Consider the following 13008-nt stretch of genomic DNA (forward strand, 5'->3'; position numbering starts at 1 on the left):
CATTGGGTTCGCTAGCAAAATTTTAAGGCGCGGCGCCTTGCCGCCCTTATTGAGGTTCGAATCATGATCAAATTTGGTACAGGCGGCTGGCGCGCATTCATCGGTGAAGAATTCACTAAAGATAATGTTCGTTTGGTTGCTCAAGCAGTTGCAAACATTACGAATAACGAATCTGTTGCTGATCGCGGCTTTGTCATTGGCTATGACCGACGTTTTCTGTCTGACAAAGCTGGCCGTTGGTTTGCCGAAGTTTTAGCAGCAAACGGCATCGTCGTTAGCTTTATCGATAAGTTTGTTCCAACGCCAATCGTAATGTTTAAGGCGAAGGAAATGGGCTGCGCTTACTCTGCATGTATTACGGCATCGCACAACCCGGCTGATTACAACGGCATTAAAGTCTTCATTGAAGGCGGTCGTGATGCAGATGAAATCATCACCCAAAAAATCGAATCACAAATCGATACGCTCACTGCACAAGATGTAAAAAGTGTCGATTTTGAACAAGCGGTTGAAGATAAGCTGATTCAAATTATCAACCCGATGAACGAATTCGTAGATTCGATCATTAACTCTATTGATATCGAGTCGATCAAAAAAGCCAACCTACGCGTTTTGATTGACCCGATGTTCGGTGTTGCAAAAAATGCGCTGCAAACCGTATTAATCAATGGCCGCTGTGACGTTGATGTGATTAACGATGGAAAAAACCCAGACTTCGGTGGGTTAATGCCTTCGCCAAGTGCTGCAACACTCTACCGTTTGATGCACTTAGTAAAAGAGCAAGGTTACGATATTGGCATCGGTACCGATGGCGATGCGGACCGTCTTGGTATTATTGACGAAAAAGGTAACTTCATTCATCCGAATGAAGTCCTGATTCTACTTTATTATTACTTATTGGAGTACAAAGGTTGGACAGGTTCCGTGGTACGTAACATCGCGACGACTCATCTTCTCGATAAAATTGCTGAAGACCACGGTGAAAAATGTTTTGAGGTACCAGTAGGCTTTAAGCACATCAGTTCTCAAATGGAAGCGGATGACTCACTGATTGGTGGGGAAAGCTCTGGCGGCCTAACCATTCGCGGCCACATCAAAGGTAAAGATGGCGTCTTCGCGTCTAGCTTGTTAGTTGAAATGATTTCAGTAACCGGCAAGAAGCTGTCTGAGTTGCTAGATGAAATCTACGGTAAGTACGGCTATGCCTACATGGCAGAAGGCGATTGCAAGTTTAAACCGGCGCAAAAAGACGCACTGTTCAACAAAATTTATGTTGAAAAGCAGTTGCCTGAGTTTGAATTTGAAATCGAAAAAGTCAGCTATGAAGATGGTGCGAAAGTGTACTTCAAGAATGGTGGTTGGATCATCGCGCGCTTCTCTGGTACTGAGCCGTTACTACGTATTTTTGCAGAAATGCAAGATAAGGACACTGCGGAACGTGTTCTTCAACAGTTTAAAGACTTCTTATCTTTATAACTGACCTTGTGCCCGCTTCGGAGCACTTCGGCTACGCTTGTCATGTAATTCAAGCTGTCGCTAAGGGGGAGAATACTTGCCCGGCATCACTGCCGGGCTTTTTTATTGTGTAAGAAGGCATAAGAGAATAGTAAAGGTACCCAGTAACGTTATGCGAATGCCAGCACGCCCTGCGTTTCAATTTTCACTGCAACAGACTCACCAATATTTAATGCCTGCGATGCTGTAGCCAACAAACGGTCGCCATTCGCATCAATCACGTAACGGCAATGGTCACCCATAAAGTGCTGCTCCAGCACCGTTACTGAGCTCTCTTCATCGGATTGAATTTGTACATGTTGCGGCCTTAGCAACAAAGAGCATTCAGACTGCACTGGGATCTCTTGTTGGGCCGTGGCTTCAACCACACCCAAGTGGGTTTCATATTCTGAATCCGAAACTCGTTTAGCGGCCAGATAGCTACCACCACCTAAGAAATCCGCAACAAACTTACTTGAAGGCTGGTAGTAAAGCTCAGATGCCGTACCATACTGTTCGATAACACCATTGTTCATCACTGCCATTTTATCCGCGAAGGCAAAAGCCTCTTCACGGCTATGCGTAACAAAAATAGCAGTCACGCCTTGCGCCTTAAAAATCTTACGGATCTCACTTATCAACTCATGGCGAACTTGCGTATCAATATTAGAGAACGGCTCATCTAGCAACAATAAGTCTGGGCTATAAGCTAATGAGCGAGCAATCGCAACACGCTGCTGCTGTCCACCAGACAATTGATGAGGATAACGATCGCCATAGCCTTGCAAATGCACGAGCTCGAGCATCTCTTGAACTTTGCCATTTTTCTCTTTTGTCGAGTAATGCTTTAAGCCAAAGGCAATATTTTGCTCCACCGTCAGGTGAGGAAAAAGCGCATAATCTTGGAAAATCATCCCTATATTACGCTGTTCTGGTGGCAACCAGTTCTCCCCATCATCAATCGTGACGCAATTTAAGCTCATTTCGCCTGACGTTAATGGCAATAGCCCTGCAACGGCTTTTAATAGTGTTGTTTTTCCGCAACCACTTGCACCTAGTAAACAGACAATTTGCCCTTGTTCCACCTCAAGAGATAATGATTCGAGTACGGTTTGATCATCATATTGGCAAGTTAGGTTTTTAATTGATAATGCGCAGCTCATCAGTGATTTTGCTCCAGTGAACGGTTAACAACAACAAGCGGGATCAACCCAACAAGAACCAACAGAACCGCAGGCAAAGCGGCCAATTCTAAATGCTCATCCGAGGCGAAGTTATAAACGTATGTGGCTAGTGTTTCAAAGTTAAATGGACGAAGTAATAGAGCCGCATTGAGCTCTTTCATCGACTCGATAAACACTAACAGAGCCGCAATCAGTGCACCACGTTTAACCAACGGAAAGTGCACACGCCACAGCATGGCATTAGGCTTACACCCCATGGTGCGAGACGCCATATCTAACGAAGGCGAAATTTTATTTAAATTACTTTCGATACTACCAATCGCCACCGCTGAAAAACGCACAACCATGGCAAAAACCAGGGCGAACATGGAGCCAGAAAAAATAAGTCCCGGTCTTCCCCACTCCATGGCTTTAGCAAGGTCGTTGACGCGGTGATCCATAAACAGTACTGCGACCATCACACCAATCGCTAATACGGTTCCTGGCACTGCATACCCCATCGAAGAAAGACGCATAAATGCCAAGCTTTCGCGCTTGCCATTGACGCGATGGGTAAAGTTAACGATCAGTGCGACAGCAACACCTATAATGGCGGCAATAACCGACACGACCAAACTATTCCATGCGTATTCACGAAACTCGGGGGTCCAACTCTGCGCAAAGTAAGTTATCGCATAATCAATCAGCTGTAGTAATGGCAAAATAAACGCGACCGAAACCAAGCCCCAACACCAAACCAGCGCGGTCCACTTTTTCCAGCCCGTCAACTCATAACGAAAATCTTCGTGACTGTTAAATTGGCTTTGAAAAAGCTTTTGTTTACGACGACTGTAGCGTTCTGCACTGAGAAGCAGTACTACAATGACGAGCATCATGGCAGAAATCTTGGCTGCAGCATTAAGATTAGAGTATCCCAACCAAGTATCGTAGACCGCTGTGGTTAACGTATTCACAGCGAAGTAACTTACAGTACCAAAGTCACCGATAGTCTCCATTGCGACCAGCGACAAACCCACAGCGATAGAAGGTCGCACTAATGGCATCGAGATGCGCCAAAAGCTTTCCCATGGAGAGCATTTGAGCAAACGCGCGCTTTGCAACAAAGAGACATTTTGCTCCATAAATGCAGCTCGACACAGCAAATACACATAAGGGTACAGCACTAAAGCCAACACAAAGGTCGCGCCAGGCAAGGTGCGAATATCAGGGAACCAATACTCGCCAGGTCCCCATCCGGTTACATCACGCAAAAAGATCTGAATCGGTCCTGCAAAATCAAACCAATCAGTAAAAATATAACCAATGATATAACCTGGCATCGCAAGAGGTAGCACCAATGCCCACTGCAACCATTTTTCGGTCGGCAGTTTACACATGGCCATTATCCAAGCGCTTGGTATACCAAGAATTAAGGACAACACCATTACGCCAATAGTGAGCGCAACCGTGTTAAAAATATAAGTCGGCATGACTGTCGCCATTAAATGGGCAAACAAATCATCCGTTTCACCAATTGCGGTGTAGAAGATCGCTAAGATCGGCAAAACCAGTAACAGAGTTATTACCCCACTACTGGTTTTCCATAAAGAGTGTTTATCTTTCATCGCCTAATTACTGCAAGGCTGTATGAAATACAAATGCTGTTGCAAATACATCTCATATCCTTTAATCAAATGGGGGTACTGTTATACCCCCACAAGGAATTAAAGGTCAAATTTCACTTCGTCTAATAGCTTAATTGCCGCTTCGTGGTTGGCTGCAATATCGTCTAGAGAAAGCTTGTCTGCTTTAAAGTCACCCCAAGATTCCACAAGTTCAGAACGCTTCACGCCTTCTTTAACAGGGTACTCGTAGTTAACTTCTGCGTACATCTGCTGCGCTTTGTCACCCGTTAGGAATTCCATTAGCTTCACAGCATTGTCTTTGTTTGGAGAGTACTTCGCCATCGCCATACCAGAGATGTTTACGTGAGTACCTGTAGTCTCTTGGTTAGGGAAGTTAATGTAAACTGCATCTGCCCAAGCTTTTTGCTCTTTGTCGTTAACCATTTTACCTAGGTAGTAGCTGTTACCTAGAGAAACATCACATAGGCCTTCTTTGATCGCTTTAACTTGTGCACGATCGTTGCCTTGTGGTTTGCGAGCAAGGTTTGCTTTCACACCTTCTAACCACTCTTTGGTTTCTGCTTCGCCATTGTGAGCAATCATTGCTGAAACTAGAGAAACGTTGTACGGGTGCTTACCGCTACGAGTACAAATTTTACCTTTGAACTCTGGCTTAGCTAGATCTGCATAGTTGAAATCTGCGCCTAGTTTACCTACGCGATCACGTGAAGAGTAAACACTACGTGAACGTAGAGTTAGGGCAAACCACTCATTCTCTTTATCTTGGTATTGAGCTGGTACGTTTTCTTCAATGATTTTGCTATCTACTTTCTGAACTAAACCTTTGTTTGTCAGTTCAGCTAGACGACTGATGTCTGTCGTAAGGATAACGTCAGCTGGGCTGTACTCGCCTTCTTGAGCTAGCTTTTCTGCTAAGCCTTTTTTAGCAAATTTTACGTTTACTTTGATGCCAGTTTCTTTAGTGAACTCGTTGAACATAGGCTCAACTAGGAAAGGTTGACGGTAAGAGTAGACGTTCACTTCTTCAGCAGCCATTGCTGTTGGAGCTAAGGTTGCGCAAGTTAATGCTGAAAGAGTTAGCAGTTTTTTCATTGTTTAATCCTTTACCATGCTAATGATAACGTTTATCAGTTGCGTTATTATATGTATGTTCAATAAGAAGACAATGACAAATATTAAAAAACCTGCTCATCGGAGCAGGTTTTTATATGTTGAGAGTGTAACTATTTATTACAGGCTATTGATTACTTCACAGTGACAAATTCTGGGTACGCACCGACGCCACAATCATGCATGTCCATACCTTCCATTTCTTCATCTTCCGTGACGCGAATTCCAACGGTTGCTTTCAAGATAGCCCACACAACTAGGCTGGCACCAAATACCCAAGCAAAGATAACGACTGCACCTAAAAGCTGTGCACCGAATGTAGCATCGCCGTTACTTAGTGGTACAACCATCAAACCAAAGAAGCCACAAACACCGTGCACTGAAATCGCACCGACTGGGTCATCAATTTTCAGTTTATCTAGGCCAATGATGCTGAATACGACTAGCGCGCCAGATACTGCACCGATAGCAACCGCATATAATGGCGATGGTGATAGAGGATCTGCAGTGATGGCAACCAAGCCAGCTAGCGCACCATTGAGAATCATCGTTAAGTCCGCTTTGCCCCAAGTTGTTTTACATACAAATAGCGCCGCAATAGCACCTGCAGCAGCTGCTGCATTGGTGTTTAGGAAGATCTGACCTACCGCTGTTGCGTTCTCAAAATCTGAAACCATCAACTGAGAACCACCGTTAAACCCAAACCAACCAAACCAAAGGATGAAAGTACCTAGTGTTGCCAAAGGCATGTTTGAACCTGGAATCGGGTAGATTTCACCGTTTTTGCCATATTTACCTTTGCGAGCACCAAGAAGCAATACACCAGCAAGAGCTGCAGAAGCACCAGCCATATGTACGATACCTGAACCTGCAAAGTCGCTAAATCCAGCTTCTGCTAGGAAGCCACCGCCCCATGTCCAATAACCTTCCATTGGGTAGATAAATGCGGTCAAAATTGCAGAGAAAACCAAGAAAGACCAAAGCTTCATACGTTCAGCCACCGCACCAGAAACGACGGACATTGCCGTTGCAACGAAGACGACTTGGAAGAAGAAGTCAGATTCTAGAGAGTGATCAGCCCCTTCTCCTTGGGTACCAATCAACGCACCAAATGAAGGTAACCAACCTCCTTCTCCGTTGTCGACATACATGATGTTGTAACCAACGATCAGAAACATCGTACATGCAATTGCGTACAAACAGATGTTCTTCGTAAGAATTTCTGTTGTGTTCTTAGAGCGCACAAGACCAGCCTCTAGCATCGCAAAACCAGCTGCCATCCACATTACCAACGCACCGGAAATGAGGAAGAAAAAGGTGTCAAGTGCGTAACGTAACTCGGTTACTGTTGTTGTTAATTCCATAATAAGTTTCTCCAATCCCTTGAATTCTTAAAGTGCTTCTGCGTCCATTTCGCCCGTTCGGATACGCACCGCTTGGTTCAGGTCGTAGACAAAAATTTTACCGTCACCAATCTTTCCTGTTTGCGCAGCTTTTGTAATCGCTTCAACCACTCGCTCAACATTATCCGCGTGAGTAGCGATTTCAATTTTCACTTTTGGTAGGAAATCGACCTGATACTCAGCGCCGCGATACAGTTCCGTGTGGCCTTTTTGACGACCAAACCCTTTAACTTCTGATACCGTCATCCCTTCGATACCGACGTTAGCCAATGCTTCTCGCACATCGTCTAATTTAAACGGCTTAATAATGGCATTGATTATTTTCATTCAATTCTCTCCGAAGCTTTCATCCTGAAACACTTCTAATAATCCAATCTACGTGCCAAGTTTTTAAGTCATTGAATAATAAAAACTAACGTCAATTTACATATCTATAAACAAAAAGGGCGCACCATATCGGTGCGCCCTTTTCACAAATTTAAAGCAACAGAAGGAAAGTTACCCAAAACTGTGCACTAAATGTTCAAAAAGTCTTTCCATCGCTCGATAAGAATCATGAAGTCCTCTATTCCACAGCTTGCTGTACTTTCTGCATTGTAGAAATCGAATTCACTTTCCATCTCAACATCATGGTCATGGGCCAATGCGTTTTCTTGCACTAGGACTTCATCGCCCTGAATCATCAAGCTAATTTCTGTACCTGTTAGGTTATGCTCTTGAGAAGGCGCTGAAAATGACTGCTCAATTAGCTTTTCAACCTGAGCAATCTTCATAGGATCTTTGCCAATTTCTTCTTGTAGCCAGCGCCCAACAATCTCATGCCCCATGCTGCATTTTACGTAGTACTCGCCCATCAACGTGTTACGGATGAATTCAAATTCCATCGAGATTGCCTTTTCGTATCAATTTGGTGCGGAGTATAGCGAATTGCGCCCATAAAAAAAGCACCTCGTTTGAGGTGCTTTTTAATTGTGCAGTTAAACTTATGCAGGCTCTTGGAAGATCACTTCATCCGCTTTCTTGGTGTACTGATCCATTTTATGGAAGTTCAAGTAGCGGTAAGTATCTGTAGCGGTTGCATCAATTTGCTTCGCATACTCCAAGTACTCTTCTTTAGTTGGAATCTTACCAAGGATTGCACCTACGGCAGCTAGTTCCGCAGACGACAGGTAAACATTCGCACCAGTACCTAGACGGTTCGGGAAGTTACGCGTTGAGGTAGACATCACTGTTGATTTGTCTGCAACACGCGCTTGGTTACCCATACACAGTGAACATCCTGGTGTTTCGATTCGAACCCCAGCACGGCCAAAGATACCGTAATAACCCTCTTCCGTTAGCTGATCCTTGTCCATCTTCGTTGGCGGAGCGATCCATAGACGAGTTGCAAGCTGTCCATTGAACTTATCTAGCAGCTTACCAGCAGCGCGGAAGTGACCGATGTTAGTCATACAAGAACCGATGAACACTTCATCAATCGCTGTGCCTTGTACTTCAGACAACAAGCGAGCGTCATCCGGATCATTCGGTGCACATAGTACTGGCTCATTGATTTCAGCCATATCGATTTCAATTACATGTGCATATTCAGCGTCTTTATCCGCTTGCATCAGCTCAGGATTTGCTAGCCACTCTTCCATCGCTGTAATACGACGTTCGATAGTACGGCGGTCACCGTAACCTTCAGAGATCATCCACTTCAGCATTACAATGTTAGAGTTTAGGTACTCTTCGATCGACTCTTGCGACAGTTTCACAGTACAACCTGCCGCAGAACGCTCAGCAGAAGCATCAGAAAGCTCAAATGCTTGCTCAACAGTTAGCGTTTCTAGGCCTTCAATCTCAAGGATACGACCAGAGAATTCGTTGATCTTGCCCGCTTTCTCTACTGTTAGTAGACCTTGCTGAATCGCGTAGTAAGGGATGGCATGAACAAGGTCACGCAGTGTGATACCCGGTTGCATTTCACCTTTAAAGCGAACCAAGATTGACTCAGGCATATCTAGTGGCATAACGCCTGTCGCAGCAGCAAAGGCAACCAACCCCGAACCTGCTGGGAATGAAATACCTAGCGGGAAACGAGTATGTGAGTCACCACCCGTACCGACTGTATCCGGCAGTAGCATACGGTTTAGCCATGAGTGGATAATACCGTCACCCGGGCGAAGAGATACACCACCGCGGTTCATGATAAAGTCCGGAAGTGTGTGGTGCGTGTTAACGTCTACTGGTTTTGGATACGCAGAGGTGTGACAGAAAGACTGCATGACAAGGTCAGCAGAGAAGCCCAAACACGCCAAGTCTTTAAGTTCATCACGAGTCATAGGGCCGGTAGTATCTTGCGAGCCTACTGTCGTCATCTTCGGCTCACAGTAGGTACCAGGGCGAATGCCTTCTACGCCACACGCTTTACCAACCATTTTCTGTGCAAGCGTGTAACCCTTGCCAGAATCTGCAATTTCACCAGGTTTACGGAATACATCCGAAGGCTCAAGACCTAGCGATTGACGCGCTTTGTCTGTCAAACCACGACCGATGATCAATGGGATACGACCGCCAGCACGAACTTCATCAATCAGTACTTCCGTTTTCAGCGAGAACTCAGCTAAAACTTCACCTGTTTCGTGATTACAAACTTTACCTTCATATGGGTAAACATCGATAACATCGCCCATGTTGAGCTTAGTCACGTCGACTTCGATTGGTAGTGCGCCCGCATCTTCCATTGTGTTGAAGAAGATAGGTGCAATTTTACCACCAAGCACATAACCACCAGCACGTTTGTTTGGAACGTAAGGGATATCATCTCCCATGAACCAAAGTACTGAGTTGGTTGCAGATTTACGTGAAGAACCAGTACCAACAACATCACCAACGTAAACCAATTGGTGACCTTTTTCTTTCAATTCTTCAATTTGCTTGATCGGACCAATATTGCCCGGTTGATCAGGATTGATGCCTTCACGCTCGTTCTTCAGCATCGCAAGTGCGTGCACTGGGATATCAGGACGAGACCAAGCATCAGGTGCAGGTGAAAGGTCATCCGTGTTCGTTTCACCTGTTACTTTAAATACAGTTAGAGTGACTTTTTCTTCAAGCTTAGGCTTAGAAAGGAACCACTCAGCATCAGCCCATGACTGAAGCACTTTCTGTGCATGCGCATTGCCTGCTTTTGCTTTCTCTTCTACATCATAGAAAGCATCAAACATCAGAAGTGTATGAGACAGCGCTTCTACAGCAATCTCTGCCAGTGCTTCGTCATCCAATAGCTCAACTAGCGGTGCGATGTTGTAACCACCTTGCATAGTGCCTAGCAGTTCAGCCGCTTTTTCACGGCTCACAAGTGGTGATTTAACTTCACCTGTTGCTACAGCGGTTAGGAAACCCGCTTTTACATAAGCGGCTTCATCTACACCTGGTGGGATGCGGTTTTCAAGTAGGTCAAGAATGACTTCTTCTTCACCTTGCGGGGGATTTTTCAGAAGTTCTACAAGTCCAGCAACTTGTTCTGCGTCTAGCGGTTTAGGAACAACTCCTTCAGCAGCACGCTCTTCGACGTGTTTACGGTAGGCTTCAAGCACGACTTTTTCCTCTCATTGCGGTTCCTCCTCTATTATTACTATTGTTAAAGTAAAGGAGTGAACATCCTTGGAAACTTGGCTCTCCATTGCCCTTGTTTTCATTCAATTATGATTGAGAAACAGCGCCGTAGAGGCCAAACTGTGGGCAAAATAATAGCAAATTTAACCTTAAATTAAAATCTTATCATTTTGACCAACATAGCAACTTACGACTAAAGTTCTGCTAATTTTGACCAAATATGCCAAGTTTTTGCTTTCTTATACCCGGTTAATTAAACGACGTTCCTACGATCAAATACACAGCATCCATATCCTGCTCAGTACGACCATAAGCCAACATAATTGGCCCGATTGGTGAGTCAACACCAAAGAAAATAGAGCCAGCATTGTAAAGTGGCGCTTCATTCAGCTTCAGATCATTATCTGACCACACTCCACCGTATTCCACTGATGCACCTAGGTAGACTGGCGCTTCAAACAATCCGAAGTCATTATCAAACCATTTGTATCGGTACACCAAGCTACTAAAAACAGGTTCTGTCCAATCAAGCTATTTCTTGGGATGCCAGATAGGTTTAAAAAGCCGCCTAACTCTCTCGGATCAAGTGGAACCGATGAATTTTTACTTTCTACAAAGCTATATTCTGCATGTCCGACTAAAGTATGACGCTGATGACTGACCGCACCTTTAAATCGCGCGGAGATTTCATACACGGTATCTTCAATCATCTTTTCCGTATCGAGTAGAGTGATGCCTTCCGGACTCTTGTCATGGGATACGAAATATTCAAGATCGACCAGCAGTCCGCGAGTAGGAAATGCAAAATCATCAAGCGTATCGAGTCGATAGCTCGCAAATATACCTTTGCGCTCGAAGTCTAGCTGCCCTGCCGAGGCCAAGGTAGACAGCTCAATATCTCCTGTAGAGTAACGAGCACCAAGGCGCAACTCTTGCCATAACGTAGGTTGAATGCCAATCGCCAGTTCTGAAGCAAAGTCATTATAGGAAACGGGTAAGAAGTCGTTAACTGAGCTGAGGTCCGGGTTTTCAAACTCGCTAAAAGGTAAGTTTCTATCTTCACTGCTGTATCCAACACGGCCAGCAACAAAAAGCGTTTGGCTAGATAAAACAGGCGAATACAACTCAGCTTCTATCAGCTTATCCGTGCCCATTTCTACGTTGAACGCCAACTCTGCACCATGCGAGTTTAAATTAGTAAAATTGGTCGACATACCGATGCCGTATTGGCTATCCGTATCGAAGTCATCTTCAAGGAAAAATCGAAAGTTAACGTAATTCGGCCCCCACGACTTTTCGTTAACATCAAAAACCAACAATGTCTTACCATCAACATCTTCAAAGTGGTAAGTGATTAACTCAAAACGATCCAACGCATAGAGATTTTCAACGGCTTTTTCTATTTCAGCCGTTGGAATACGACGACCTGTTTTCAATTGAATACGGTTAGTAAGTAATACATCACTGTAGTGGGTGTTATTCACTATCACAATGTCATCAACAATGCGTTTATCACCGTAAACCAGCGTCTTACGTACCTCTTGCTTGTGATCGATGTACTTTTGGTATTCTGCGTTCGATAAACTTAGACCAAGCAGCTTATCTTCAAGCTGCTTGGTAATATCGTAACCCGCTTGAAAAGCCCAAGGCATTTTGTCGAACTCGACCGTTTCCATGGTGCCCACATTGGGACGAATATAAATATCTTGAGGTTCAAGCTCGTCCACTTGCTGTTGTGTACTACGACGAACGAGATAGTTAGAGAGTTGGTCCGCGACAGTAAACAGCCCCGTAAATTCATCTTCGGTTTTGTAGTCGGTGCTAATATCGACAGCAATAACAACATCTGCCCCCATGGCGCGAGCCACATCGACAGGCATGTTATTAACAACGCCACCATCGACAAGCATATGGCCATTGAGCTTATAGGGAGGAAGCGCTCCTGGTACAGACATACTGGCCATCATGGCGTCCACGAGATAGCCATTGCCAAGAACCACTTCCTCTAGGGCAAGAATATCTGTCGCCACAGAGCGGTAAGGAATGGCAAGATCATCAAAAGAATCGAATCGCCCTAAGTTCCCTGTAGTCTCACGCAATACGCGCAACATGTTCTGGCCTTGCACCACACCCGTTGGGGCACGAACCTCACCAAATCTTAAGCCGAGGTCAGTGTTAATTTGATAGCGGTCTTCATACTCTTTATCACGAACTCGGCGTTGACTACGGTCGACACGATCTCGATAACCACTGCTCCAATCGACGGTGTAGATAAAACTTTCAATTTCATCAGCGCTCATCCCCGTTGCATAGAGACCACCAACATAAGCGCCCATACTGGTGCCCGTTACGATATCGACCGGGATCTGCATCTCTTCTAATGCTTTGAGGACGCCGATATGCGCAGCGCCTTTTGCTCCGCCACCAGCGAGCACAACCGCCACCTTTGGGCGAGGCTCCAAGTCATCCGTTTTTGCTAGAGAGTTTGCGAGGGAAACAGAAGGAGTGGTGATCAAAAAGGCACTAACCCAAAGCGCGAAATGGCGAGTCGACGGGCTTGATAACAGCTTTTTGAACATTCACTTATTCCTT

At 45.0% G+C, this 13008-nt stretch carries 8 protein-coding genes and 1 pseudogene; 1 reads left to right on the forward strand and 8 read right to left on the reverse strand.

Annotated features, from left to right (window positions below; translation table 11 throughout):
* Positions 1-63: 63 nt before the first annotated feature.
* A complete protein-coding gene (locus tag P4S59_RS12675; protein WP_337168507.1) occupies positions 64-1476 on the forward strand; it encodes a phosphoglucomutase/phosphomannomutase family protein in 1413 nt (470 codons plus the stop codon).
* Positions 1477-1625: 149 nt separating this feature from the next.
* Here the strand turns inward: P4S59_RS12675 and P4S59_RS12680 are convergent, their stop codons facing one another.
* The 8 genes and pseudogenes from P4S59_RS12680 to P4S59_RS12715 all read right to left on the reverse strand — a co-directional run bounded on the left by P4S59_RS12680 (position 1626) and on the right by P4S59_RS12715 (position 12995).
* Positions 1626-2657, reverse strand: a complete 1032-nt coding sequence (locus P4S59_RS12680; RefSeq protein ID WP_005396732.1) for an ABC transporter ATP-binding protein — start codon at positions 2655-2657, stop codon at positions 1626-1628.
* On the reverse strand, positions 2657-4282 hold the full coding sequence (locus tag P4S59_RS12685; RefSeq protein ID WP_005396731.1) for an ABC transporter permease: 1626 nt from the start codon (positions 4280-4282) through the stop codon (positions 2657-2659). The genes P4S59_RS12680 and P4S59_RS12685 overlap by 1 nt, the downstream gene beginning before the upstream one ends.
* A gap of 99 nt (positions 4283-4381) precedes the next feature.
* The gene (locus P4S59_RS12690; protein WP_005386566.1) at positions 4382-5395 is read right to left on the reverse strand and encodes a Fe(3+) ABC transporter substrate-binding protein; all 1014 of its coding nucleotides are present in this window, start codon (positions 5393-5395) and stop codon (positions 4382-4384) included.
* A 152-nt stretch (positions 5396-5547) separates the two neighbouring features.
* On the reverse strand, positions 5548-6777 hold the full coding sequence (locus P4S59_RS12695; RefSeq protein ID WP_046875065.1) for an ammonium transporter: 1230 nt from the start codon (positions 6775-6777) through the stop codon (positions 5548-5550).
* 27 nt (positions 6778-6804) lie between these two features.
* A complete protein-coding gene (locus P4S59_RS12700; RefSeq protein WP_005396729.1) occupies positions 6805-7143 on the reverse strand; it encodes a P-II family nitrogen regulator in 339 nt (112 codons plus the stop codon).
* Between the two features lie 188 nt (positions 7144-7331).
* A complete protein-coding gene (locus tag P4S59_RS12705; RefSeq protein WP_012841428.1) occupies positions 7332-7700 on the reverse strand; it encodes a YacL family protein in 369 nt (122 codons plus the stop codon).
* Between the two features lie 99 nt (positions 7701-7799).
* Entirely contained in the window at positions 7800-10397 is a 2598-nt protein-coding gene (acnB, locus tag P4S59_RS12710) for a bifunctional aconitate hydratase 2/2-methylisocitrate dehydratase (RefSeq protein ID WP_048625959.1), read from the reverse strand.
* A 268-nt stretch (positions 10398-10665) separates the two neighbouring features.
* Positions 10666-12995, reverse strand: a pseudogene (locus P4S59_RS12715) (patatin-like phospholipase family protein).
* Positions 12996-13008: the final 13 nt, after the last annotated feature.

It is taken from the genome of Vibrio sp. M60_M70, from assembly GCF_037162085.1.
GTDB lineage: Bacteria > Pseudomonadota > Gammaproteobacteria > Enterobacterales > Vibrionaceae > Vibrio > Vibrio diabolicus.